This is a genomic window from Pseudomonas sp. NBRC 111123 (genome assembly GCF_001320205.1).
In the GTDB taxonomy this organism is placed as follows: Bacteria; Pseudomonadota; Gammaproteobacteria; order Pseudomonadales; family Pseudomonadaceae; genus Aquipseudomonas; species Aquipseudomonas putida_J.
In genome coordinates, this window is record NZ_BCAZ01000038.1 from 12,395 (window position 1) to 37,957 (window position 25,563).

23 protein-coding genes and 1 tRNA gene are annotated in these 25,563 nt (G+C 62.8%); 8 read left to right on the forward strand and 16 right to left on the reverse strand.

Going from position 1 to position 25,563, the window contains the following annotated elements:
* Positions 1-35 precede the first annotated feature (35 nt).
* Positions 36-371 (reverse strand): hypothetical protein, encoded by a 336-nt coding sequence (locus tag APH27_RS18480; protein ID WP_060485600.1) that lies wholly within the window; start codon positions 369-371, stop codon positions 36-38.
* Between the two features lie 130 nt (positions 372-501).
* Here APH27_RS18480 and APH27_RS18485 point away from each other — a divergent pair, with 130 nt between their 5' ends.
* The 5 genes from APH27_RS18485 to APH27_RS18505 all read left to right on the forward strand — a co-directional run bounded on the left by APH27_RS18485 (position 502) and on the right by APH27_RS18505 (position 4,494).
* Positions 502-1,077, forward strand: a complete 576-nt coding sequence (locus APH27_RS18485; RefSeq protein WP_027917821.1) for a DUF2796 domain-containing protein — start codon at positions 502-504, stop codon at positions 1,075-1,077.
* 1 nt (position 1,078) lies between these two features.
* A complete protein-coding gene (locus APH27_RS18490) occupies positions 1,079-1,789 on the forward strand; it encodes an ABC transporter ATP-binding protein (protein WP_060485601.1) in 711 nt (236 codons plus the stop codon).
* A complete protein-coding gene (locus tag APH27_RS18495; protein WP_027917823.1) occupies positions 1,789-3,054 on the forward strand; it encodes an ABC transporter permease in 1,266 nt (421 codons plus the stop codon). The genes APH27_RS18490 and APH27_RS18495 overlap by 1 nt, the downstream gene beginning before the upstream one ends.
* 11 nt (positions 3,055-3,065) lie before the next feature.
* On the forward strand, positions 3,066-3,701 hold the full coding sequence (locus APH27_RS18500; RefSeq protein WP_256250632.1) for a DUF3299 domain-containing protein: 636 nt from the start codon (positions 3,066-3,068) through the stop codon (positions 3,699-3,701).
* A gap of 109 nt (positions 3,702-3,810) precedes the next feature.
* Positions 3,811-4,494: an OmpW family protein gene (locus APH27_RS18505; protein ID WP_027917825.1), complete on the forward strand. Its 684-nt coding sequence runs from the start codon at positions 3,811-3,813 to the stop codon at positions 4,492-4,494.
* Here the strand turns inward: APH27_RS18505 and APH27_RS18510 are convergent.
* Positions 4,482-5,675, reverse strand: a complete 1,194-nt coding sequence (locus APH27_RS18510) for an MFS transporter (protein ID WP_082435195.1) — start codon at positions 5,673-5,675, stop codon at positions 4,482-4,484. The genes APH27_RS18505 and APH27_RS18510 overlap by 13 nt on opposite strands.
* Before the next feature lie 103 nt (positions 5,676-5,778).
* Here APH27_RS18510 and APH27_RS18515 point away from each other — a divergent pair, with 103 nt between their 5' ends.
* Positions 5,779-6,222: a helix-turn-helix domain-containing protein gene (locus APH27_RS18515; protein WP_027917827.1), complete on the forward strand. Its 444-nt coding sequence runs from the start codon at positions 5,779-5,781 to the stop codon at positions 6,220-6,222.
* 127 nt (positions 6,223-6,349) lie between these two features.
* Here APH27_RS18515 and APH27_RS18520 read toward each other — a convergent pair whose 3' ends face one another.
* The 5 genes from APH27_RS18520 to APH27_RS18540 all read right to left on the reverse strand — a co-directional run bounded on the left by APH27_RS18520 (position 6,350) and on the right by APH27_RS18540 (position 10,947).
* A complete protein-coding gene (locus tag APH27_RS18520) occupies positions 6,350-7,282 on the reverse strand; it encodes an NAD-dependent epimerase/dehydratase family protein (RefSeq protein ID WP_027917828.1) in 933 nt (310 codons plus the stop codon).
* Positions 7,275-8,159, reverse strand: a complete 885-nt coding sequence (locus tag APH27_RS18525) for a sugar nucleotide-binding protein (protein ID WP_060485604.1) — start codon at positions 8,157-8,159, stop codon at positions 7,275-7,277. The genes APH27_RS18520 and APH27_RS18525 overlap by 8 nt, the downstream gene beginning before the upstream one ends.
* A 110-nt stretch (positions 8,160-8,269) precedes the next feature.
* Complete coding sequence (locus tag APH27_RS18530) at positions 8,270-8,761, reverse strand: HIT family protein (protein WP_060485605.1); 492 nt, start codon at positions 8,759-8,761, stop codon at positions 8,270-8,272.
* Positions 8,742-9,683 carry a ThiF family adenylyltransferase gene (locus APH27_RS18535; RefSeq protein ID WP_060485606.1) on the reverse strand — a complete coding sequence of 314 codons (942 nt, stop codon included), beginning with the start codon at positions 9,681-9,683 and terminating at the stop codon, positions 8,742-8,744. The genes APH27_RS18530 and APH27_RS18535 overlap by 20 nt, the downstream gene beginning before the upstream one ends.
* A gap of 454 nt (positions 9,684-10,137) precedes the next feature.
* Complete coding sequence (locus tag APH27_RS18540; RefSeq protein ID WP_027917830.1) at positions 10,138-10,947, reverse strand: helix-turn-helix transcriptional regulator; 810 nt, start codon at positions 10,945-10,947, stop codon at positions 10,138-10,140.
* A 179-nt stretch (positions 10,948-11,126) separates the two neighbouring features.
* On the opposite strand from APH27_RS18540, the gene APH27_RS18545 reads away from it, so the two are divergent.
* Both APH27_RS18545 and APH27_RS18550 read left to right on the forward strand, forming a co-directional pair.
* On the forward strand, positions 11,127-12,569 hold the full coding sequence (locus APH27_RS18545) for a sodium:alanine symporter family protein (RefSeq protein ID WP_027917831.1): 1,443 nt from the start codon (positions 11,127-11,129) through the stop codon (positions 12,567-12,569).
* A gap of 72 nt (positions 12,570-12,641) precedes the next feature.
* The gene (locus APH27_RS18550) at positions 12,642-13,628 is read left to right on the forward strand and encodes an asparaginase (protein WP_060485607.1); all 987 of its coding nucleotides are present in this window, start codon (positions 12,642-12,644) and stop codon (positions 13,626-13,628) included.
* A gap of 139 nt (positions 13,629-13,767) precedes the next feature.
* On the opposite strand, the gene APH27_RS18555 is transcribed toward APH27_RS18550, so the two are convergent.
* From APH27_RS18555 to APH27_RS18600, 9 genes are all read right to left on the reverse strand, one after another.
* A tRNA-Sec gene (locus APH27_RS18555) sits at positions 13,768-13,863 on the reverse strand.
* A 6-nt stretch (positions 13,864-13,869) separates the two neighbouring features.
* Positions 13,870-15,789: a selenocysteine-specific translation elongation factor gene (gene selB / locus APH27_RS18560; protein WP_060485612.1), complete on the reverse strand. Its 1,920-nt coding sequence runs from the start codon at positions 15,787-15,789 to the stop codon at positions 13,870-13,872.
* Positions 15,786-17,213, reverse strand: coding sequence for an L-seryl-tRNA(Sec) selenium transferase (gene selA, locus APH27_RS18565; RefSeq protein ID WP_060485608.1), 1,428 nt, complete (start codon positions 17,211-17,213; stop codon positions 15,786-15,788). Before selA ends, selB begins: the two co-directional genes overlap by 4 nt.
* A 160-nt stretch (positions 17,214-17,373) precedes the next feature.
* Complete coding sequence (gene fdhE / locus APH27_RS18570) at positions 17,374-18,294, reverse strand: formate dehydrogenase accessory protein FdhE (protein WP_027917835.1); 921 nt, start codon at positions 18,292-18,294, stop codon at positions 17,374-17,376.
* 4 nt (positions 18,295-18,298) lie between these two features.
* The gene (locus tag APH27_RS18575; RefSeq protein WP_027917836.1) at positions 18,299-18,955 is read right to left on the reverse strand and encodes a formate dehydrogenase subunit gamma; all 657 of its coding nucleotides are present in this window, start codon (positions 18,953-18,955) and stop codon (positions 18,299-18,301) included.
* Positions 18,952-19,902: a formate dehydrogenase subunit beta gene (gene fdxH / locus APH27_RS18580; RefSeq protein ID WP_027917837.1), complete on the reverse strand. Its 951-nt coding sequence runs from the start codon at positions 19,900-19,902 to the stop codon at positions 18,952-18,954. The genes APH27_RS18575 and fdxH overlap by 4 nt, the downstream gene beginning before the upstream one ends.
* Positions 19,902-22,970, reverse strand: coding sequence for a formate dehydrogenase-N subunit alpha (gene fdnG, locus APH27_RS18585; RefSeq protein WP_152031493.1), 3,069 nt, complete (start codon positions 22,968-22,970; stop codon positions 19,902-19,904). The genes fdxH and fdnG overlap by 1 nt, the downstream gene beginning before the upstream one ends.
* Positions 22,971-23,560: 590 nt before the next feature.
* Positions 23,561-24,103, reverse strand: coding sequence for a single-stranded DNA-binding protein (locus tag APH27_RS18595; protein WP_027917840.1), 543 nt, complete (start codon positions 24,101-24,103; stop codon positions 23,561-23,563).
* A gap of 9 nt (positions 24,104-24,112) precedes the next feature.
* On the reverse strand, positions 24,113-25,507 hold the full coding sequence (locus APH27_RS18600; RefSeq protein WP_060485610.1) for an MFS transporter: 1,395 nt from the start codon (positions 25,505-25,507) through the stop codon (positions 24,113-24,115).
* Positions 25,508-25,563 lie beyond the last annotated feature (56 nt).

The window sequence follows — 25,563 nt, forward strand, 5'->3', positions numbered from 1 at the left end:
GCCGGGGCCGCTTTGCGGCCCCTGCATCCAGAACCTTACCCCACCCAGTGATACACCGGCGCATCCACGCCACTTTCCACCTTCACCTTGCTGCTATGCCGCAAGCGCACCAGCAAACGCTTGCCCGCCGCAGTACTCCCGGCCAGCGCTTCCAACCGGTCCAGCAACTCCGGCCCGCTCATCTGCCCTGCCAGGCGCAGTACCTCAAGTGCTGCATTCCACTGCCCATCGTCCTGGCGCGACGACGCTGTCGTGGCTACCGGCTCAGGCAGCGGTTTTTCGATCTGCCGCCCCAACTGCGCCCATTCCGAAGGCTCCAGCTCGATGGTCAGGTCCACCGGCCAGTCACCAATCTGTCCACGAATTCTCACGATACATTCCTTGGGCTCAGGTCAATGCAGCCATCCTACCGCAACATGAAACCTGCGCCACGCAGGCTGGCGGCGCGAAGAAAAGTTGTTATAACATAACCGAATCTTTAAGCCCGCTCCGGAGTCGTCCATGCGTCGTCTGCTGCTCGCCCTGCCCTTCGCCCTGCTGCCCCTGGCCGTGGCTCATGCCCACGACGAACATGATCATGATCACGCCCACGGCACCCTCGGAGCCCACGAGCATGGCGTGGCCAAGCTCAACGCGGTTCTCGACGGCAACACCCTGGAACTGGAGCTGGACAGCCCGGCGATGAACCTGGTGGGCTTCGAGCACATGGCCAGCAGCGATGCCGACAAGGCCAAGGTGGCTGCTGTGCGCCAGCAGCTCGAACAACCGCTGAAGCTGTTCGCCCTGGCCTCGGCCGCCGGCTGCAAGGAAGACCAGCAAGAGCTCGAAAGCCCGTTGTTTGGTGACGCGGCCAAAGCTGACGACGACGCTGACGAGCATGAGAAAGGCCACGTGCACAGTGACATCAATGCCCACTACCAGCTGACCTGCGCCAACCCGGAAAACCTCGCCCAGATCGACCTTACCCCGCTGTACAAGGCCTTCCCGGCCACCCAGAAGATCAATGTGCAACTGATCGGCCCGAACGGCCAGAAAGGCGTCGAGACCTCGCCCGCCAAGGCCGTGGTCGCGTTCTGAAATGAGCCAGGCGTTGATTGAACTGCAGGACCTGGTGTTCGCGTGGCCCGGCCAGGCGCCGTTGCTGGATATCCCGGCGTTCCGCCTGCAAGCCGGCGAAGCGTTGTTCCTCAAGGGCCCCAGCGGCAGTGGCAAGACCACCCTGCTGGGCCTGCTGGGCGGGGTCAATCGGCCGGGCCAGGGGCGTATCCAGCTACTGGGGCAGGACCTCGCCATGCTCGGCCAAGGCGCGCGCGACCGCTTCCGTGTCGACCACACCGGCTACATCTTCCAGCAGTTCAACTTGCTGCCGTTCCTTTCGGTGCGGGAAAACGTCGAGTTGCCGTGCCGGTTCTCGCGCAGCCGCGCCGAACGTGCCATCCAGCGCCACGGCAGCGTCGACCAGGCCGCCAGCGAACTGCTCGCGCACCTGGGCCTGGGTGACCCGGCGCTGCTTGCACGGCGTGCCGACAGCCTGTCGATCGGCCAGCAGCAGCGCGTCGCCGCCGCCCGCGCCCTGATCGGCCAGCCGGAACTGGTGATTGCCGACGAGCCGACCTCGGCACTGGATGCAGACACCCGCGAAGCGTTCATCCGCCTGCTGTTCGACGAATGCCGCGCAGCCGGTTCCAGCCTGCTGTTCGTCAGCCATGACCAAAGCCTGGCACCGTTGTTCGACCGTCACCTTTCACTGGCCGAACTCAACCGCGCCGCCAAGCCTCGGGAGGCCTGATGTACCTGCTCCGCCTTGCCCTGGCCAGCCTGGCCAACCGCCGTTTCACCGCCTTTCTGACTGCCTTCGCCATCGCTTTGTCGGTGTGCCTGTTGCTGGCTGTCGAACGCGTGCGCACCGAGGCTCGCGCCAGCTTCGCCAGCACCATCAGCGGCACCGACCTGATCGTCGGCGCCCGCTCGGGCTCGGTGAACCTGCTGCTGTATTCGGTATTTCGCATCGGCAACGCCACCAACAACATCCGCTGGGACAGCTACCAGCACTATGCCCAAGACCCGCGGGTAAAGTGGGCGATCCCCATCTCACTGGGCGATTCGCACCGTGGCTATCGGGTGATGGGCACCACCACGGACTATTTCAGCCACTATCAATACGGTCGCCGGCAGCATCTGGAACTGAGCCAGGGCCGTGAGTTTGCCAGCGACCCGTTCGAAGTGGTGCTCGGCGCCGAAGTGGCCGAAGCGCTGCACTACAAGCTGGGCGACAAGCTGGTACTGGCGCACGGCGTGGCCGCGATCAGCCTGGTCAAGCATGACGACAAACCGTTCACCGTGGTCGGCGTGCTCAAACGCACCGGCACACCGGTCGACCGTACCCTGCACATCAGCCTCGGTGGCATGGAGGCCATCCACATCGACTGGCACAACGGCGTGCCGGCCCGTGGTGCCGGTCGCATCAGCGCCGATCAGGCGCGGACCATGGACCTACAGCCGGCAGCCATCACCGCGTTCATGCTCGGCCTGAACAACAAGATCGCCACCTTCAGCCTGCAGCGCGAAATCAACGAGTACCGCAGCGAGCCGTTGCTGGCGATTCTGCCTGGGGTTGCCTTGCAGGAGTTGTGGAGCCTGATGGGCACCGCCGAGCAGGCGTTGTTCGTGGTGTCGTTGTTTGTGGTGTTGACCGGCCTGATTGGCATGCTCACGGCGATTCTCACCAGCCTCAACGAACGCCGCCGGGAGATGGCGATCCTGCGCTCGGTGGGCGCACGCCCGTGGCATATCGCCGGCCTGCTGGTACTCGAAGCGCTGGCGCTGGCGGTGACGGGCATCGCGGCGGGGCTTGGGTTGCTGTACGCAGGCATCGCCCTGGCCCAAGGCTACGTGCAGGCCAACTACGGCCTGTACCTGCCCCTGGCCTTGCCTAGCGCACATGAATGGACGCTGCTGGCTATCATCCTTGGCGCAGCGCTGCTGATGGGCAGCGTACCGGCCTGGCGAGCCTATCGGCAGTCGCTGGCCGATGGCTTGTCGATTCATCTCTGAGAGTCAGTGTAATGATCCGGAACCTCATCGCCTTCTTCGCGGGTAAACCCGCTCCCACAGGTACTGCGCTGACGTTGAAAGCTGTGGAGGACTTTGTGGGAGCGGGTTTACCCGCGAAGAGGCCGGGACAGGCAGCACAGCTCTTGCTGGCCGTGCTGCTCTCACTGGCTCTACCAGCCTGGGCAGATGGGGTACGTGAACTGGACTGGCCTGCGCTTATCCCTGAAGGCGCACCGATCATCCCGCCACAACTGGCGCCGCTGCACGACATGTCGCAGCTGAGCGATGCGCTGTCTGCCGAATCGGCCCCGCCGGCACGCCAGCAAGGGCCCGACGCCCCGGTGGTGAAAAGCCTCGATGGCCAGCAGGTCAAGATTCCTGGCTACATCGTGCCGCTGGAGGTGAGCGAAGAAGGCCGCACCACGGAGTTCTTGCTGGTGCCTTACTACGGCGCCTGCATCCATGTGCCACCGCCACCGTCGAACCAGATCGTGCATATCTTCAGCGAAATGGGTGTGCGTGTGGAGGACCTCTATCAGCCCTACTGGATCGAGGGAAAGATGCAGGTTAGAGCCTCCAGCAGCGAATTGGCCGACGCCGGATACCAGATGGAAGCCGAGAAAATATACGCTTATGTTCTCAAGTGAGAACTGTTTCGAATTCGTGATGACGCTTCTTTGAGCTGGGTCAAACATTCCGTTTATTCAGCTCCGTACCATTGGACTATTCAATTACTCACGTCCTTTGGGAGCTTCCATGAACAAGTCCTTGCTCGGTGCCTCGCTTGTGGCCCTTGCGCTCGCCGCCCCTGTTGCCCACGCCCACAAAGCGGGTGATGTCATCGTCCGCGCCGGTGCCATCACCACTGCTCCGAACGAAAGCAGCGGCGACCTGAAATTCGACGGCAACAAGGTGTCGGGCACCAAGGCGACCCTGGACAGCGACACCCAGCTGGGCCTGACCTTCGCCTACATGCTCACCGACCACGTCGGCCTGGAGCTGCTGGCTGCGACTCCGTTCAAGCACAGCGTAGGCGTCAAAGGCCTGGGCGGCGGACTGGACGGCAAATTGGCCGACATCAAGCAGCTGCCACCGACCCTGTCCGTGCAGTACTACCCGATGGAGCCTAACTCCAAGTTCCAGCCCTATGCCGGCGTCGGCATCAACTACACCCTGTTCTTCGATGAAGACCTGACCGGTGAGCGCAAGCAACAGGGCTTCAGCAACCTCAAGCTGCAGGACTCCGTGGGTATCGCCGGCCAGTTGGGCATGGACTACATGATCACCGACAACCTGCTGGTGAACGCCTCGGTCTGGTATGTCGACATCGACACCAAGGCCAGCGTCAACGGCCCGACCGCACTGGGCTACAGCAAGACCAAGGTCGATGTCGATGTCGACCCTTGGGTGTACATGGTCGGCCTTGGCTACAAGTTCTGACCTGAACACGGCAGGGCGGCTTCGGTCGCCCTTTCGCGTTGCCCCCAGGACCAGCACCCCAGCGCCAGCGCACTGATCGCCATCCCCAGCCCACACACCGCAATCCAGCCCCAGCGCGCATAAACCCAACTCGCCAGCACCGCCCCCAGCCCACTGCCGATCGAGTAGCAACACATGTAGGCGCCGATCAACCGGCTGGCCATCGCCCCACGCCCCGCCAGCAACAGGCTCTGGTTGGTGACATGCACCGCTTGCACCGCAAAATCCAGCATCAGCACACCCAGCGCGAACGCCGTCAGCGAGTGCCCGACAAAGGCTGCCGGCAGCCACGACAACGTCAGCAGGCCCAGCGCCAGCCCGGTGGTACGCTCACCCAGCCCTCGATCAGCCAGGCGACCGGCCCGCGACGCCGCCAAGGTACCGGCGATACCCGCCAGGCCGAACAGGCCGACCTCGGTATGGTTGAGCGCCAGCGGTGGCGCACTCAGGGGCAACACCATGGCACTCCACAACACGCTGAACGCCGCGAAGATCAACAGGCCGAACAGCCCGCGCCGGCGCAGCAGACGATCGTGTCGATACAAGGTGAACAACGAGCCGATCAGTTGCAGGTAGCCTGGCCGTTGCGCAGGTAACCGGCTGGCGGGCAACCAGCGCCAGAGCACCACGGCCATCAGCATGAGCACAACCGCCGCCACGAAGTACACCGTACGCCATCCGGCCAGGTCGGCGAGCACACCTGAAACCAGACGTGCCAGCAAAATGCCCAGCACCACACCGCTGGTGACCGTGCCCACCGCTTGACCCTGACTGGCCGGGGTGGCAAGGGTGGCGGCGTGGGCGACCATGACCTGCACCATGACCGCCATCAGCCCGACCAGAGCCAAAGCAGCCAGCAGAACCAGCCACTGCTGCGCCAGGCCAACACCGATCAAGGCCACGGTGGCGAGCAGCAGTTGCACCAGCAGCAGGCGTTTGCGCTCGATCAGATCGCCAAGGGGCACGATCAGGATCAGCCCAACGGCATAACCCGCCTGCGTTGCGCCGACCACCCAACCGATCTGCTGCTGCGCCACGCCGAGGTCTCTGGCTATCGACTCGAGCAAAGGCTGAGCGAAATAGACCGTGGCCACGGCCATGGCGCTGGTAGAGGCAAGCAAGAGGGATATCCAGCGATTCATCGGGCAGACTCCTTCGCAACTGGTTTCAAATTGAAACCACATGATGGATAGTTAGCAAATGTGGTTTTAATATGCAACCAGATGAACCACGCAGGTGCTGCCAATGCTCGACGACGTGAACGCTCAATGCCCCGTGGCCCGGGCGCTGGAAGTACTGGGTGACCGTTGGGCGCTGATGATCCTGCGCGATGCCTTCGATGGCCTGCGCCGTTTCAGCGAGTTCCAGAAGAACCTGGGGCTGGCGAAAAACATCCTTGCGTCGCGGCTGAAGCTGCTGGTGGAGAGCGGGTTGCTGGCTTTGCAGCCGGCGTCCGATGGCAGTGCTTACAAGGAATATGTGCTGACCGAAAAAGGCCGCTCGGTGTTTCCGGTCGTGGTGGGGTTGCGCCAGTGGGGGGAGCGATTTCTGTTCGAAGCGGGGGAAATGCGCTCGGAACTGGTGGACAGTGCCAAGGGGCAAGCTGTTGGGCTTCTGCAGGTACGGGCAGAGGACGGAAGGCCACTGGCGGCGGAGGATTGCCAGCGCAAGCTGGTGCGCCATCGCTGAACAGGGGCGCTTTGCGCCCCTTTCCGACCGGTCCGGCGCCCCGGCAAGTCCGCTCCTACAATAGATCGCGGTCTGCTGTAGGAGCGGCCTTGTGTCGCGAATGGGCTGCAAAGCAGCCCCGGCTATCTCAAGCCTTGCCGAGCAGCTTGGCCAGCCCTTCGACCATCGGGGTCGGCTGCGGGAAGTCGAAACGCGCCAGCAAACGCTGGTTGTTCGCCCGGGAATGGCGAATGTCACCCGACCGCGCCTGGCCGTAGCTGATCGCCGGCAAACTGCCCACCACCTGCTCCAGTGCCTTGAGCATCTGGTTCAGCGAAGTCGCCTGGTTCAGGCCGACGTTCACCGCGCCCTCTTCCACCTGCGGTTGCTCCAGTGCCTGCACCATCACCTGCACCAGGTCGCCGACGTAGAGGAAGTCACGGGTCTGTTCGCCATCACCGAATACGGTGATCGGCAAGCCCTGGGCCGCCCGCTCGCTGAAGATGCTGATCACCCCGGAATACGGCGAGGAAGGGTCCTGGCGCGGGCCGAAGATGTTGAAGAAGCGGAACACCACCGGCTCCAGGCCATGCTGACGGCGGTAGAAGTCGAGGTATTGCTCGCTGGCCAGCTTGTCCACCGCGTAGGGCGTCAGCGGCGCCTTGGGCGTGTCCTCTGCAATCGACTCACCTTCACCATTGTTGCCATACACCGCTGCGCTCGATGCGAAGAGCACGCGGCGCACGCCATGCAGGCGCATGGCTTCGGCCACGTTGAGGGTGCCGATGAAGTTGCTCTGGTGGGTCTTCACCGGGTCTTCGACCGAGGCCTGCACCGACGCCACCGCAGCCAGGTGAACCACGGCACGGCAACCGGCGGCGGCACGCTGAACCAGCTCGGCGTCGGCCACATCGCCTTCAATCAGCTCCAGGTGCGGGTTGCCCAGCTGCAAGTTGTCGCGCTTGCCGGTGGAAAGGTCGTCGAGAATACGTACGGCATAGCCTTTGGCCAGCAACGCATCGCACAGGTGGGAGCCAATGAAGCCGGCGCCGCCGGTGATCAGGATGGGGGCATCAGCCATGGCGGTAGAATCGATCCAGTAATGGTGGCAAGCCTGCGCGCCAGGCACGCGGCTTGATACCGAAAGTGTGAAGAATTTTCTTGCAGGCCAGTACCGCGTGCTGCGGCTCCTCGCTGGCGTCCGGCCGCGCGGCATGGGCCTGCGCGGTCGGCGCCTGAACTGCCAGCTGACGGTACTGCCCGGCTTCGCTGAGAATCGCCTGGCCCAGCGCCAGCGGCGTGGTCGCCTCGTTGCCGGCGTAGTGGTAGGTGCCCCACAGCGGTGCACTGCAATCGAGCTGCTTGAGCACCGACAGGATCACCCGCGCGGCGTCGTCGACCGGAGTCGGATTACCACGCCGGTCATCAGCCAGTAGCAGTTCCTGCGGCTGTTCGGCACGGGTCAGGAAGCGGCCCAAGGCGCCGTCGATGCTCTCGTCCAGCAACCAGCCAAAGCGCAGCAGCACATGCTGCGGGCACGCCGCGCGCACGCTTTGCTCGATACGCCAAAGCGCCTGGCCACGCTGGCCCAGCGGTACCGGTTCGTCCTTCTCGCTGTAGGCGGTGGCCCGCGAGCCGTCGAAAACCCGGTAGCTGGAAGGCTGCACCAGGGTGATCTGGTGATGCTGGCACAACTCCGCCAACCGCTCTACAGCCCGCTCCTGCTGGGCCAGACGGTGGTCGCTGACCGACTCGGCCTGGAACCAGTCGAAGTAGTAGGCCAGGTTGACCAGGGCATCGGGGCGATGATCGTCAAGCAGCTGAGTGAGGCTGGCCGGGGCCCAGCCGTTTTCCGGCGGGCGCGGAGCCAGGAATGTGATGTCCTCCTCGGCCCCGAGACGAATCAGCGCTTGCCCGAGGGCATTGCCACCACCCAACAGCATCAGGCGCATACGCATAGAGTCAGCAGATCCGAACAGGTTGATGAGGGAAAGGGGTCATTTTGCGGTTTCCGCAGCGGGAAGTCCAACCCGGCCACCGTCGGACTTAGGCAATACCGTCCCTCCTTTTATTCTTCGCGCTCTCGCAGCTGTATCGCCAGTGCAGCTAGCTCCTCATCATCTGCTCTTGGCCCATCATGAGACGAGACATAGCCCAAGTAACTGTCAAAATAGGTCCTCACCTTCGAAGAAACTCTCTTGAACCCACTGTCCTCACCAGTACCATGCATTGGATACAATTTGGCATGGAGATGATCAACCCCATATCCTTCAAACACCATGGCAGTACGAGCGACGCCCTTCAGGTTCTTGTCCAGTATCTTTGCGACTTTTTTTGCAGCCAAAAGCAATTCAGCGGCCACCGAATCGCTTTGCTCAAACACGTAGCTCGAACGATGCTCCTTTGGCACTACAACTGTAACTCCCTCCGTATTTGGATAGATGGAGAGAAATGCCAAATGCTTTTCGTCTTCCCAGATAACATGACCTTCAGCGCGCCCATCGACAATTTCACAAAATACACACACAAGATCATCCTCATCAAAAGCAGTGTGCCTCACCCCTGGAGTCCCAGCGAGAGATCGTTGTTTTTTGCATGCCCATTGAGCGCTTCGCCAGTGAAGATATCAAATTACCACTCAGCACTGAGGCCAAGGAAAAATTCATAGGCCCGTAACTTGGCATGATCGCGCTCGGAAGTGATAGCCACTGCTCACCTTCAAGAGACTGCGCCGCCTCCTCAATCGCTTGAGAATCTCCCGGCACCACACTAAAAGAGCAACATAGATGATGAAGATATCCGCCAGACACGACTGGAATATTGTGCTCTTTTACCAATCGCCAACTTTCTCGCGCCAACGAGGGCGGGTTGTCGGCAGTAATCGCAGCTGCATCTACATGGTCTGCAGCCATTAAGCATAGCTCGTCGATGCTCGCACACGCTTGTACGCACTCAACTGATACCCCTTCGAATCGTAACTCGAGAGACCGCTTAAGTACGTCAACCTTCTTTTCTCCTACGTTATCAAGCGTCCAGAAGAGCTGACGATTCAGATTACTTGGTTCGATGACATCCGCATCGACCAGCAAAAATCTCCTAACTCCAGCGCCCGCCAATAGCATACAAAGGGCGCTACCAATGCCACCGCACCCAGCCACCATGACTCGGGCATTGCGCAAGGTGGCCACATCCTCGATTACCTCATCACACTGCCGGGCCAAGCAAAGAAAGTAGCTGACCGTACGGCTGGTCCGCGGATCGCTCAGTAGGTTGATGATCGTCATGACCTCTTCCGCCTGGCCGTGCACCAATGCTCCCGAGTCGAGAAGGGCCTGACGAAAACTGCATTCATTTTTTATCGAGGCACGGGAAATGCCCTGTGGACCATTAACTAAAACCTGATCATCTTGATATGAAAACACCGTGGAAGGGGCGACAATACCTGCCACCTTGCCCTCAACATAATATATTAAGTCATCCATTCTCTCACTCCTTTAAGTCCGGGAGGTTCTCCTCCCGAACTTAGCACTCAATTATTACATTGAGGCATCATTCTCGCGTGAGACCCACTACACTTCGACCGATCCAGACTTGCAACAGTGAGCAAGTGCGGTGCCGTTTTACTTTCCGTGGTCGTTAACTGCGACGGCGCTTCGCCCTTCAAAACCGACGCATTAACCGCAGACGCCCCCATAAGAACTACAGCCGCTACTCCATATAGACATTTCACAAGGCAACTCCTTAAAGTTATCGAGAACGAATATCGTTCCACGGGCAATATTACCCTATGCCATGAGACGGTCAATATGGGCATCTAGTGGAAAACACTACACGCCCCGTAGGAAAATTCATCACGCACACAAAGCAACTTATTTTTAACGCGAAAGCACCACTTGAAAATGCTCAACCATCAAATTTCATAAAAAGACAGGTCAACTATTCAATCTCAAACAAGCTATTACGCAACGGCCCCACACTCAACCGCTCGCGCACATCGTCATCAATCCGTGGGTCATCCGGCCGGTACAGCCTGACCTGCCGATAGGCATTGATGCGGTTGATCTCCTCCCCCAGGTACTCCCACACCACCCGGGTACAGGCCGGGTTGCGCCGGTCGCCGCTGGACACCCCGGCCTTCAAGCCGTTGAGGCGGGTGATGCGGCTCTTGAAGCTGGGGATGAGAATGGTCTGGCTCATCTCGTTGAAAGTCAGCGACTCGTAGTCGATCAGGAACACCCGGTCCTGCAGCTGGAACGCCGCGCCCAGGTAGCGGCAACGCACCTCGGCATGCTGGTCGGTGGCGCTGGAGCGCTCCTGGCGTTCCTGGCGCTCGAACAGGAAGCGGCCACGTTCTTCCCACAGGTGCACCAGCGACACCAGGATAGTGCCGGGTACCGACATGCAGTTGGAGTACTCGAAGTAATAGCCGCAATAGCGCGACAGGTTGCCCGCGTGCTCATGCAGCGGGCGGAAAAGTTCGCTGATCGGGTCATCGGTCTGCTCGGCCGGCGTCGACACACGTGCACCGATCAGGCGGCTGAACTGCTCGGGCGGCAAATTCAGTTCGTACTCTTCAACGCCGAAGAAATCGCCGATGCGCTTGAGGTTGTAAGCCGTCGGACGGCTCTGCCCGCTCAGGTACTTGTTGAATTGCGCACGGTTGATCGAGAGCTGCCGGCAAACTTCGGAAATAGAGCGGTAGTGGCTGCAAGCCAGTTTCAGGTTGGTAGCGAAATGATCGCTCATGCTAAGAGACTCGGGTGACGCGAATGATGCGAGTCTAGCATCAAGTCGCACCAAAACAGAGCAACCCGCGAAATTGTAACCACCTTTGTCATGGCCAACCATGCGCCCCAACGAATAGCGGTGCGCCTGCCGTCCGCTAGTCATTCCATGCGAAGAATAAGAATCGAGGTCATTTTCCAATGCTCGAAGCACTCAACGATTTCCTCTCGGGGAAACTTCTCATCGTGCTGATCGTCGGTCTCGGCGGTTACTTCACCATCCGTTCGCGGTTCGTTCAGTTCCGCCACTTCGGCCACATGTTCGCCGTCTTCAAGGAATCGCTGCGTGGCCAGGCAGGCCAGCTGAGCTCCTTCCAGGCCCTGATGCTGAGCCTGGCCGGCCGCGTTGGCGCCGGTAACATCGCCGGTGTCGGTATCGCCGTAACCCTGGGTGGCCCAGGCGCGGTGTTCTGGATGTGGGTCACGGCCCTGGTCGGCATGGCCAGCAGCTTCTTCGAATGCACCCTGGCCCAGGTCTACAAGCGCGCCGACGGCGACGGCCTGTACCGTGGTGGCCCGGCCTACTACATCCAGCACGGCCTGAAGCGCAAAAGCATGGCCATCGTGTTCTCGATCCTGCTGCTGGTCACCTACGGCTTCGCCTTCATCGGCCTGCAGTCGTACACCGTGACCCACTCGCTGCAGAACGCCTTTGCCTTCGACCCGCGCCACACCGGTATCGTCCTGGCGGTGCTGCTGGCCATCACCTTCCTCGGTGGCATCAAGCGCATCGCGGCAGTGTCGGACCTGCTGGTGCCGGTCAAGACCCTGGCCTACATCGGCGTGACCCTGTACGTGATCGGCACCCAGATCGAACACGTGCCCGCCATGCTGGAAACCATCTTCAAGAGCGCCTTTGGCCTCGACCCAGCGTTCGGCGGCCTGCTCGGCAGCGCCATCGTCATGGGCGTGAAGCGTGGTGTGTTCGCCAACGAAGCCGGTCTGGGCAGTGCACCGAACGTAGCTGCCGTGGCCGCCGTGAAGCACCCAGGTGCCCAGGGCGTGGTCCAGGCTTTCAGCGTGTTCCTCGACACCTTCGTGATCTGCACCTGCACCGCGCTGCTGATCCTGCTGTCGGGCTTCTACACCCCAGGCTTCGAAGGTGACGGCATCGTCCTGACCCAGAACTCGCTGGCCGCGGTGGTCGGTGACTGGGGCCGCCTGTTCGTCAGCGTGGCACTGTCGCTGTTCGTGTTCACCTGCATCCTCTACAACTACTACCTGGGCGAGAACAGCCTGCAGTTCCTCAGCCGCAACCGCATGGTGCTGCTGGCGTTCCGTGCCCTGGTTCTGGCGCTGGTGGTGTGGGGCTCGATGCAGGACCTGTCGACCGTATTCGCCTTCGCCGACATCACCATGACCTGCCTGGCCTTCGTCAACCTGGTAGCCCTGGCCCTGCTGTTCAAAGTCGGCCTGCGGGTGATGCGCGACTACGATGACCAGCGCAAGGCCGGCATCCAGCAGCCGGTGTTCGACTCGTCGAAGTTCGCCGACCTGGACCTGGACCGCAACGCCTGGCCTGCCAATCCACAGGCGGAAACAGCCACTGACAAAGCAGTCGGCCAAGCTCAGCCGCAGCGCTGATATCCTCCCCTGCCCAGCCGCCCCTTCCGTGGGCGGCTGCTCTACCTCCGCTCACCGCTTCGGATGCTTTCCATGCGTGCAGTCAAGAATCTCCTCGTCCTCTACACCGGTGGCACCATCGGCATGCTGGAAACCGCCGAAGGCCTGGCGCCGGCCGGTGGTTTCGACACGCGCATGCGCGAACACCTCGCCCAGCTGACCGATGCGCCCCAAGTGCAATGGACGCTGCAGGAAATGAACCCGTTGCTCGACAGCGCCAACATGCAGCAGCACAACTGGCTGGCGATGCGCGATGCCATCGTCGCAGCAGTGGACGCTGGCCATGACGGCGTGCTGGTGCTGCATGGCACCGACAGCTTGGCCTACAGCGCCGCTGCGCTGTCGTTCCTGCTGCTGGGCCTGCCGGTGCCGGTGCTGCTGACCGGCTCGATGCTGCCAGCCGGGGCGCCGGGGAGCGATGCCTGGGACAACCTGTGCGGGGCCCTGCGCCAGGTCGAACAGGGCCTGGAGGCTGGCGTGCACCTGTACTTCCACGGCCAGTTGCTGCATGGCTGCCGGACTTCAAAACTGCGTAGCGAGGCCTTTGACGCCTTCGCCGCACTGCCGCGCCATCGTGAAGGCGAGCGTGCCACCGAGTTGCCTGCCGCTCTGGGCTATCGCCAGCGGCGCCAACCGGTCAACCTGGCGGTGATGCCGGTGTTCCCGGGCCTGCAGGCCGCGCACCTGAAGGCACTGCTCGACAGTGGCGTGCAAGGGCTGCTGCTGGAGTGCTATGGCAGTGGCACCGGGCCGTCGGACGACCAGGCGCTGCTGGAGGTGCTGCGTGCAGCGCGCCAGCGTGGTGTGCTGCTGGCCGCCATCAGCCAGTGCCCGGAAGGGTCGGTGGTGTTCGATACCTATGCGGCGGGTAACCGCTTGCGCGGTGCCGGGCTGGTCAGTGGTGGCGGCATGACCCGCGAGGCGGCGCTGGGCAAGATGTTTGCGCTGCTGGGGGCGGGGTTGGATGTGGATGCGGCCGAGCACTGGTTCACGCTGGATCTGTGTGGAGAGCGGCTGTAGGAGCGGCCTTGCGTCGCGAAAGGGCTGCAAAGCAGCCCCGGCGACCTATGCGACGAAGCTGAAAACCCGGGGCCGCTTCGCGCCCCTTTCGCGACACAAGGCCGCTCCTATAGAAGAGCGCCTTGCAATGCGGTAAGAATGGCGGAAGGCAGCGGGAGTCGAACCTGCCCGGGAACGGCTGCCGTCCCCAACCGGGTTTGAAGCCCGGCCGCGCCACCGGGCGCGATTGCCTTCCTTGTACTCAGTGCCTGGCCTGCTGGGCCAGGGCGCTGTCGGCGCGGATGTGACGCTGATCGGCCACCCTCCGGGTCAAGCCGATGCGGTCGAAGTATTCGAGAATCTGCACACTACGCTTGCGACCGATGCCCAACATATCGCGAAACGCAGCAACCTGCACTATCGGTGTCTCGCTGGCCTGCCCCAGCAGCAGCTCTGCCATGCGTTGTAGCGTCACCTCAGGGTAGAAGAGGTCACGCACCACCTGATGCACCAGGCCCAACCGGGCCAGCTTGCGCAGCAGCAGGCGCACCTCCGCTTCCGCGCAATTTCCTTCAGCGGCCAGCGTCCTGACCCAGGGCGGATCATATTGCCCTGCCAGCAACTTCGGCTGCAGCTGCTCCCATAGCACGCTGTCGGCAGCGCTCAACTGCACCTTGTGATCAGGCAAATGCAGCCATGGCCCGCTGCTGGCTACCTGTTCATCATTGAGCAGCTCATCGAGCAGGCTGACAAACGCCGGGCGCTCCAGTGGCAAGGCGGCGAAGCGGCGCAGGCGGTCGCGGTCCGGGCCAAGCTGGTCAGGCTCCTGTTCGTGGAACCGAGCCAACTGCTCCAACACCTGGTGCCTCAGTGCCTGCCATTGGCCCTTGGCAAAAAGCAGAGGGCCCTGACGCGTGGCCACCACTTGCACATCTGTGGGCAATAGCCACGTTTCTCGCTGGCGATTGAACTGGCGCTCCAGGCGCTGCGGGTCAAGGCCACCAAGCGCACTGGCGAGCAAGGCCGACAGCGCTTCCTCCAGGCCATCTGCATCGCGCAGCACCTGCAACTGGCGCAGGCGTTCGGCACTGCGGCGCTGCCGGCTCGGCGCGAACGGGTCGAGCACCTTGCCGCCGCCGAGGGTGCGCTGGGCACGCTGGTCTCGCAGCACCAGACGATCACCGTGTACCGCCTGCAACGGCGCGTTGAGCAGCAGCTGGGCAAACATGCGCTGGCCGGCGGCAAGGGTTTCGCCTTCGAGCAAAGCTACCCGGGCTGTCACATCCTGCGTACCGAGGTGCACGTGAACGGCACTGAAATGCTCGAAACTGCGGGTTTCACCGGGTAGCAGGTAAAGTTCGATATCTACCCGAACACTGGGCGCATGCAGCCATTCGGGCACCAGCCAGTCGCCTCGGTGCACCTGCTCTACTGCCAGGCGTTCGGCGGCGAGGTTCAGCGCCACCCGCTGGCCGGCCTCAGCCACCAGTGCCACCTGGTTCTGCGCGTGCAGGCCACGCACCCGCACCGGCTTGCCGGTTTTGCCCAGCAGCAATGTATCGCCGGCACTGACGCGCCCGGCCAGCGCTGTGCCAGTGACGACCACCCCGGCGCCGGTCACGGCAAAGGCGCGATCGACCGCCAGGCGAAAGCCACCGCGCACGCTGCGTTGGCGCACTTGCACCTCGGCCTCCAGCAAGGCCCGGCGCAATACCTCGATACCCTGCCCGGTGATGCTCGACACAGGAAACTGCCGTGCCTTGGCATATGGCCCGTCTGCCAGCATCGCTCTGACCTGCGCCTGCACTTCTGCCAGGCGTTCAGGCTCAACCCGGTCACATTTGCTTATCGCCACCAGCGCCTGGGGAATACCCAGCAGCTCGATGATCGCCAAGTGCTCGCGGGTCTGCGGCATCACCCCATCGTCGGCCGCCACCACCAGCAGCACCAGGTCGATGCCATGGGCGCCGGCCAGCATGTTGTGGATAAACCGCTCATGGCCCGGAACATCGATGAAACCGGTCAACGCCGCTCCTTCTGCCAGCGCAGCGTAGCGGTAGCCAAGGTCGATGGTCATGCCACGGGCGCGCTCTTCCTGGCGCTGGTCACCGGCCTGGCCGGTGATGGCCTGAAGCAGCGCAGTCTTGCCGTGGTCGATGTGCCCGGCAGTGCCGACGATCACTGCACTGGCCCCAATTGCAAGGCCGGCAACTGCGCCAGCCACTGGGCCTCATCGTCGAGCTGACGCAGGTCTAGCCAGAAGGCGTCGTCAGCGATGCGCCCGAGCACCGGCACCGGCAAATCGCGCAGGGCCCGCTCCAGCACATGCAGGCTGCGCCCGCGCAGTTTCTTCGACACTTGCGGGCGCAGGCACAGCGCCGCGCTTGGCAGGCGCGCCACCGGCTGGCTGCCGCTGCCAATCATACCCAGCGCCGGCTGAACGCTTACTACCCACTGCTCGCCCAGGCGGGCCTTGAGTTGCGGTGCCAGGCGCTCGGCCTGGGCCTGGATCTCGGCCTGGCTGCGGGTGAGCAGGCGCAGGCTCGGCAGGCGCTCGGCCAGGCGGTCGGGATTGCGGTACAGCGCCAGCACTGCCTCGAGTGCCGCGAGGGTGATCTTGTCGACGCGCAAGGCGCGCTTGAGCGGGTTTTTCTTGATTTTGGCGATCAGCGCCTTGCGACCGACGATGATCCCCGCCTGAGGGCCACCCAGCAGCTTGTCGCCGCTGAAGGTGACGATGTCGGCGCCATCGGCCAGGGCCTGGCGCACCGTCGGTTCGGCGGGCAGGCCCCAGCGTGTGAGGTCGAGCAGGCTGCCGCTGCCGAGGTCTTCGAGCAGCGGCAGTTCATGCTGATGGGCGATACGCGCCAGCTCGGCAGTCGGTACCTGGTGGGTGAAGCCCTGAATGCTGTAGTTGCTGCAGTGCACACGCATCAGCAAGCCGGTGCGCGGGCCGATGGCGGCCTCATAGTCACGGGCGTGGGTACGGTTGGTAGTGCCGATCTCGTGCAGCTTTACCCCGGCACGGGCCATGATGTCGGGAATGCGAAAGGCGCCGCCGATCTCGATCAGTTCGCCGCGGGAGATGATGCCCTCCTTGCGCGCACCCAGGCTGTTGAGCGCCAGCAGCACAGCGGCCGCGTTGTTGTTGACCACGGTGACGGCTTCGGCGCCGGTCAGCTCGCGGATCAGGCCTTCGATCAGGTCGTCACGGTCGCCACGCTTGCCGGTGGCCAGGTCGAACTCCAGGTTGAGCGGGTAGCGGGCGGCCATCTGCATGGCCTCGATGGCTTCCTCGGGCAGCAGCGCGCGGCCGAGGTTGGTGTGCAGCACGGTACCGGTGAGGTTGAACACACGACGGACCTGGCTGCGTTGCTGCATGGCCAGGCGTTCGCCGGTACGGCCGAGGAGGATCTCGGCGGCCAGCTCGGTGGCGGTGAGTTCACCACGGTGGGCGGGGTCGCGCAGGTCATCGAGCAGTTGGCGCAGAGTGGCCAGTACTGCGTCGCGGCCATAGCGGTCAATTAGCGGGAGGCAGGCCGGGTGACGCAATAGAGTATCGATGGACGGCAGGCGTGGGGTGTCGCTGGCGAGGCTGGAAGACATGCAGTACTACCTTGGACTGATCCGTTGTCTGTTCTGACCTCTTCGCGGGCAAGCCCTCTCCCACAGGGTTCTCCACAGGTCTGAAAGCCTGCGCAGTTCTTTGTGGGAGCGGGCTTGCCGCGAAGAGGCGACTCGGTATTACAGTGTAGACATTCACCTACTACCCGGGCGCGAACATCAGGTTCGGTGCCAGGCGGTGGAAGCCCTCCTCGTCGAGCCGGATATCCAGCGCCAGGCTAGCCAGGTCGTCAGCCAGTGGCTCGGCCGCGGCATCGTTCTCCAGGTAGTTCTGCTTCAGGTAGCTCTCGCAGCCTGGGCAACACTCGGCACGCAGCGGCGCCTTGCCCGGCGCATGGCGGTCATCTTCAAGGCTGGTGTAGCGCAGATCCTTGCTCGACTCGCAATACACGCACTTGACCCGCACCACATGCCACTCACAGGCGCACAGCGAACAGACCAGGTAACGCAAACCGTTGTGCTTGCCACGGTTACGCACAACCCCGGCCATTGCTGGCGAACCGCAGGCCGGGCACTGGGCCAGGCTGCCGGCGGGCTTGAGCTCGGGGGCTGGCAGCGCCAGCAACCAGCTCGACCAGGCAGCCTGCAAGGCGGCGCCAATGAACGGCACCAACGCTGCAGGCAGCGCATCGTACTGTCCGCCGAGCAAGGCGATACCCCAGCCCTTGCGCTGGCTATCATCGCTGTCGCGCAGGGCCTGCAGCGCCTCGCCCAGCGGGCCGCTGGCCTCACTGTCAAGGCGGGTAAGCAAGGCCTGCAACCAGACCAGCCACGGCCCTTCACGCACCAGGCTGTCGGCTGCCAGCGGTGGCAGGCCATGACTTATGCACAGGCGCTGACGCTCCTCGGCCACCGGCAAACCGCCGGGTGGGTTATCCACAAGCTGCTGCTGGACGTGGCACAGCTGCGCGATCAGCCGCAGGTAATCACACAGGGCGTTGCCCTCTGCCAGGTATTCCAGGCGCGCTGCGCGCATTGCAAACAGATTGGCAGGCGGCAGATGCAGAAACGGCGGCATCACCGCCGAAGCTTCGATCTGCCCAGGTTCGAGTATCGTGCTCAAGCGCTCATCCTTCTTTGCGTCCATGATTGCTCGGCGTCTTGTCGCCGGTCACTTCGCGGTACCACAACTCGTGGTGCTTGCGTGCCCAGGCGCGGCTGACCCAGCCATGCAGCATGGCGCCGATCGAACCCTTGATCCAGATACCGGCGTAGATGTGCACGATGATGCTGAGGATCAGTACGAACGCCGCCAGGGCGTGGGCCAGCGCCGACAGGCGAATGACCTCGATACCGAACAGGTGGCTGAAATACGCGCGCCAGATCACCACGCCGCTGAGCAACAGCACCAGCATGCATGCCAGCAGGGTCCAGAACAGCAGCTTCTGGCCGGCGTTGTACTTGCCGATCGGCGGCACGCCCTCCTCCTTGTTCAGCATCACCCGATCCACGCGGCGCAACCACAGGCGGTCGTTGGCGGTGATGAAGTTGGCACGCCAGAAGCGCACCACCAGGCCCAGGAAGAACACGAACATCGCCACGCCCAGGAACGGATGCAGGATACGTGTCCAAGGCCCGCCGCCGAACAGATGGCTGAGCCAGAACAGTGCCGGGTGGAACAGCGCCAGCCCCGAGAGCCCTGCCGTCATGAACAGGATCGCGACGATCCAGTGGTTGGTCCGCTCGTTGGCGTTGTAGCGCAGGATGGGTTTGTTGTCGTTCATGGTCGCTGCTCCCCTTGCCCACCGGGCTTGGTCGGATCATAGACATGCACCGACGGGTCCACCTGATGCACGCTTTCGTCCGGGGGTGTGGGGTGTTCGTCCTCGTCCACCCGCTGTGGCCCCACCCGCACATAGTGGAAGAACCCGGCCAGCACCGCTGCGCCCATGGCCAGCAGCGCCAGCGGCTTGGTGAAGCCCTTCCACAAGCCCACCAGCGGGCTGATCACTGGCTGGTCCGGCAGGCCGGCGTACAGCTTCGGCGTGTCGGCATGGTGCAGCACATACATCACATGGGTGCCGCCGACGCCGTCCGGGTCGTACAGCCCGGCCTTGTCGTAACCGCGCGACTTGAGGTCGACGATGCGCTCGGCGGCATGCACTTTCATCTCATCCTTGCTGCCGAACACGATTGCCCCGGTCGGGCAGGTCTTCACGCAGGCCGGCTCCAGGCCCACGCTTACGCGGTCGGAACACAAGGTGCACTTGTACGCCTTGTGGTCCTTCTGCGAGATGCGCGGGATGTTGAACGGGCAGCCAGTGATGCAATAGCCGCAACCGATACAGTGATCCTGGTTGAAGTCGACGATGCCGTTGGCGTGCTTGATGATCGCCCCCGGGCTCGGGCAGGCCTTCAGGCAACCTGGGTCGGCGCAGTGCATGCAGCCGTCCTTGCGGATCAGCCACTCCAGGTTGCCGTCGTCGCGCTCGTGCTCGGTGAAGCGCATCAGGGTCCAGGTCTCGGCCGTAAGGTCCTGGGGGTTGTCGTAGGTGCCGTGGTTGTGGCCGACCTCGTCACGCAGTTCGTTCCACTCCGAGCACGCCACCTGGCAGGCCTTGCAGCCGATGCACTTGGTGGTGTCGATCAGCTTGGCGACCTCCTCCAGCTGGCGTACCGAGGACGGAACGGTGGTGGTGGCCGAGCGGGCGATGATGTCTTGGCTGGCCATCAGAGTTTCTCCACTTTGACGAGGAACGACTTGGACTCCGGCGTCTGGGTGTTACCGTCACCGAGGAACGGCACCAGGGTGTTGGTCAGGTAGCCATGGCGCGTGGTCCCGGTAAAGCCCCAGTGCAGCGGGATGCCGATCTGGTGCACGGTCTGGTTGTTGACCTGCAGCGGGCGAATCCGCTTGGTCACCACCGCGACCGCATCGATATGCCCGCGCTTGCTCGACACCCGCACGCGGTCACCGGCCTTGATGCCCTTCTCGTTGGCCAGCACCTCGCCGATTTCGACGAACTGTTCGGGCTGGGCGATGGCATTCAGGCGGCAGTGCTTGCTCCAGAAGTGGAAGTGCTCGGTCAGCCGGTAGGTGGTCGCTGCATAGGGGAACTCGTCGTGCGTACCCAGGGTGTCCCACACCGAATCGAAGATCCGCCCGGCCGGGTTGCTGGTGGCCTTCTTGTTCTGCGGGTGCAGTGGGTTGATGCCAATTGGCGTCTCGAACGGCTCGTAATGCTCGGGGAACGGGCCTTCGGCCATCTTGTCGATGGCGAAGAACCTCGCCACGCCTTCGGGGTTCATGATGAACGGGTTCATCCCCGCCTCTGGCGGCGAGTCGACCTTGAAGTCGGGCACGTCGGTGCCGGTCCAGGCCTTGCCGTTCCACCACACCAGGCGCTTCTTCTCCGGGTCCCAGGGTTTGCCTTGCGGGTCGCTGGAAGCACGGTTGTAGAGAATGCGGCGGTTGGCTGGCCAGGCCCAGGCCCAGTTCTGCACCTGATGCATGCCGTACGGGTCGCTGTTGTCGCGGCGGGCCATCTGGTTGCCCTGCTCGGTCCAGCAACCGGCGAAGATCCAGCAGCCGGACGCGGTGCTCCCGTCGTCCTTCATCTGGGCAAAGCCTGCCAACTGCTGGCCGGCCTTGAGCGTGGCACCGGTGGCGTCGGTAAGGTCGCTGACCGCCCAGCCGTTCATCTCCTTGGCCAGCTCCTCAGGCGATGGCTCTTCGGGGATCTTGTACGGCCAGTGAATGTTCATCATCGCATCAGGGTAGGCACCGCCCTCGGTCTGGTAACGATGGCGCAGGCGCAGGAACAGCTCGCTCATGATCTGCACGTCGGTGCGGGTCTCGCCAGGGCCGTCGGCGCCTTTCCAGTGCCACTGCAGCCAACGGCTGCTGTTGACCAACGAACCATCCTCCTCGGCGAAACAGGTGGTGGGCAGGCGGATCACCTCTGTCTGGATATTGGCCGTGTCGACGTCGTTGAACGGCCCGGCGTTGCGCCAGAACTCCGAGGTTTCGGTGGCCAGCGGGTCCATGATCACCAGCCATTTGAGCTTGCCTAGTGCCGCAGTCACGCGGTTCTTGTCCGGCAGCGCGGCAATCGGGTTGAAGCCCTGACACACGTAGCCATTGACCTTGCCCTGGCCCATCATCTCGAACATGCGCAACACGTCATAGGCCGGCACATCGAGCTTGGGCAGCCAGTCGTAGCCCCAGTTGTTTTCTGCAGTGGCATTGGCGCCGTACCAGGCCTTCATCAGGCTGACGTGGAACTTGCCGTAGTTCTGCCAGTACGACAGCTGCCCCGGGCGCAACGGCTTCGACGCACGCTTGTCGATGTAGGTGGCGTAGTCCTGCTCGGCGTCGCCAGCCAGGGTCAGGTAGCCCGGCAAAGAGTTGGACAGCAGGCCGAGGTCGGTCAGGCCCTGGATGTTGGAGTGCCCGCGCAAGGCGTTGACCCCGCCACCCGGCATGCCGACGTTGCCCAGCAGCAGCTGGACCATGGCCGCACTGCGGATGATCTGCGCGCCGATCGAGTGCTGCGTCCAGCCGAGCGCGTAGAGGATCGTCATGGTCTTGCCCGGTACCGAGCAACTGGCGATCTCTTCCCAGACCTTCATCATGGCGTCCTGCGGCATGCCACAGGTCATGCTCGCAAGTTCCGGGGTGTAGCGGCTGTAGTGCTGCTTCATCAACTGATATACGCAGCGCGGGTGCTGCAAGGTCGGGTCGACCTTGGCGAAGCCGTCCTCACCCAGCTCGTAGCCCCAGCCGGATTTATCCGCATACACGCGCTTGGCCTCGTCGTAGCCGCTGAACAGCCCGTCTTCGAAGCCATAGCTCTCTTTGACGATGAACGACACGTCGGTGTAGTTGCGCACGTACTCGTGCTGGATCTTGTCGTTGCTCAACAGGTAGTTGATCAGCCCGCCCATGAAAGCGATGTCGGTACCGGTTCGGATCGGCGCGTAGTAGTCCGCCACCGAAGCGGTGCGGGTAAACCGCGGGTCGACCACGATCAGCCGCGCCTGGTTGTGCGCTTTGGCCTCGGTCACCCATTTGAAGCCGCACGGATGCGCCTCTGCTGCGTTGCCACCCATCACCAGGACCAGATTCGCGTTGGCGATATCGGACCAGTGGTTGGTCATGGCGCCACGGCCGTACGTCGGGGCAAGACTTGCCACCGTCGGGCCATGTCAGACACGTGCCTGGTTATCGAACCCCAGCATGCCTGTTGCGCGGACGACCTTGTGGGTCAGGTAGCCAGCCTCGCTGGAGGCAGCGGAGGCAGCGAGAAAACCGGTGGTAAGCCAGCGGTTGACGGTTTGCCCCTGGGCGTTCTTCTCGATGAAGTTGGCGTCGCGGTCCTTTTTCATCAGGTCGGCGACGCGGTCGAGCGCCTCGTCCCAGCTGACCCGCACCCACTCATTGCTGCCCGGCTTGCGCATCTCTGGATACTTGAGGCGGCTGGGGCTGTGGATAAAGTCGAGCAGGCCGGCACCTTTCGGGCACAGGGTGCCGCGGTTGACCGGGTGATCGGCGTCGCCTTCGATGTGGATGATGTTCTGTTTGACGTTTTTTCCCGCATCGCCCTGGCTGTACAGGATCAGGCCGCAGCCGACCGAGCAGTAGGGGCAGGTGTTACGGGTTTCTTTGGTGTGCGCCAGCTTGAAGTGACGCACCTGCTCGGCGAAGGCCGGCGTCGGGGCCATGCCCAACGCCGCCAGGCTCGAGCCTCCAAGGCCGACTGCGGCGACCTTGAAGAACTGCCGACGGTTGAGATCCATCGTGCACTCCTGATCAGGTTTGGACGCACGGAACATGGCCGGCGCCTCTTGGTAGTCACGGTGGCGGTTTTGACGGCCGCCAGTAAGTAAGACTAGTCAAGAAACCAGAAGGTGCGATGACATGGGTCAGGGGTGTGGGGATTGGTTGTATCTGGCGGTTGCATTTGGGCTGCCGGTCGCATGCCTTGGGTTCTATGGCGCCTGTAAGACCGAGCGCCGCCCGCGCGGCGCATCGCGGATAAATCCGCTCCTACCGTCTGTTTCGGGGCCAGTCCATCCTGTCATGGTCACCGCTGTCCGCCTTCTTTGTCCGATTCGTAATCGAAAGATATCGCTGCTGCTCAATCTGTCTTCTGCATACGCCTAGGACTCGCGCGCCAATGCTGCAAGATAACTGGCCCGAAACAGACGGTAGGAGCGGATTTATCCGCGATGCGCCGCGCGGGCGGCGCTCGATCTCATAGGCGCTGAACATTTTGCGGCAAGCACCTGGTGGCCCTCACCTCCTCTTCTGGCATGCCCACCAGCCATAAAAAAACCCAGAGCAACTGCCCTGGGTTTCTATTCCAGCTAAACGCCAGACCGTTCAATCAGAACGGAATATCGTCATCAAAGCTGTCAAAGTCAGCCGCCGGCTGCGGTGCTGGCTGCTGCGGCGCAGGGCGCTGTTGCTGCTGCGGACGCTGGGCCTGCTGGCGTGGCGGAGCCTGGTTGTACTGTTGCTGCTGGCCGCCACCATAGTTGCCGCCACCCTGGTTGTACTGATCGCCGCCGCCTTGCTGGCCCTGCGGACGGCCGCCAAGCAGCTGCATGGTGCCGTTGATGTCGACGATGATCTCGGTGGTGTAGCGCTTGATGCCGTCTTTTTCCCACTCGCGGGTCTGCAGCTTGCCTTCGATGTAGCACTGCGAACCTTTGCGCAGGTACTCGCCGGCGATTTCGGCAACCTTGCCGAACAGCGACACACGGTGCCACTCGGTACGCTCGACCTTCTGACCCGACTGCTTGTCGGTCCACTGCTCGCTGGTGGCCAGGCTCAGGTTGGTCACGGCGTTACCGTTGGGCAGGTAGCGGACTTCGGGATCCTGGCCACAGGTGCCGACCAGAATGACTTTGTTAACCCCACGGGCCATAACGTTCTCCTAGGCTTCGCACGCCGAAGAGGCTGGATTCACCAGTCGCTCGAGGGTCGCACGGTCCAAAATTTTCGTATCCAGTTTGATATAGATGGCGGCTTCATCTGCCACCACCACGGCGTCGGTCACACCCGGCACGGCCATCAGGCGCTCGGTCAAGCCGGCTTCCCGAACTGCCTCTGGCGTCAGCGGCATGCGCAGGCTGGTCACATAGGGTGGCTCGTTCATGCGCAAGGCGACGACCAACCAGATGGCACACAGGGTTGCGCAACCAAGGAACACCAGGTTCAGCCCGCCGTGCTGGAACAGCCAGCCACCGAGGATTCCTCCAAGAGCGGCACCGAGGAACTGGCTGGTGGAATACACCCCCATCGCCGTCCCCTTGCCACCAGCAGGCGACACCTTGCTCACCAGCGAAGGCAACGAAGCCTCCAGCAGGTTGAATGCGGTAAAGAATACCACGGTGCCAATCACCAGTCCGCGCAAACCGTCAGCCCACTGCCAGAAGAATACCTCCGTCAGCAGCAGGACACTGACCGCACCCGCCAACACACGTTTCATCTTGCGCTTTTTTTCGCCGTAGATGATGAACGGGACCATTGCAAAAAATGAGATGAACAGCGCGGTCAGGTACACCCACCAGTGCTGCTCTTTCGGCAGGCCGCCGCGCTCGACGAAGGCCAGCGGCAGTGCGACGAAGCTGGCCATGAGGATGGCGTGGAGGATGAAGATACCCACATCCAGGCGCAGAAGGTCCGGATGGCGCAGGGTCGGGCCGATGGCCTGGCGCGCCACACCCGATTCGCGGTGCTGCAAGATGCTGTGGGTATTGGGCACGACAAAGGCAATCAGCAGGATGCCGACCAGGGCAAGTCCGGCAGTGGCCAGGAACAAGCCTGACAAACCAAAGGCACTTGTCAGCAATGGGCCGACGACCATGGCCACGGCGAACGATAACCCGATGCTCATGCCGATCATGGCCATGGCCTTGGTCCGATGTTGCTCGCGGGTCAGATCGGACAGCAGTGCCATGACCGCAGCGGAAATCGCCCCGGCGCCCTGCAGGATTCGCCCGGCGATCACGCCCCAGATGGAGTCTGCCTGGGCTGCCAGTACGCTGCCCAGGGCAAAGATCAGCAGCCCCAGGTAAATCACCGGGCGGCGACCGATGCGGTCGGAAATCATCCCGAAGGGGATCTGCAATACTGCCTGGGTCAGGCCATAGGCGCCAATGGCCAGGCCAATCAGCGCGGGCGTGGCGCCGGCCAGGTCCATGCCGTAGGTGGCCAGCACCGGCAAGACCATGAACATGCCCAGCATACGAAAGGCAAAGACCAGGGCCAGGCCGCCAGCAGCGCGGGTTTCGCCGCTGCTCATGCGCTCGTTGTGGGTGTCGTGCATGGATAAACCTCGTGTGAACCGGCGGCGATTCTATCAGTCCGACAGCTTGACGGCAT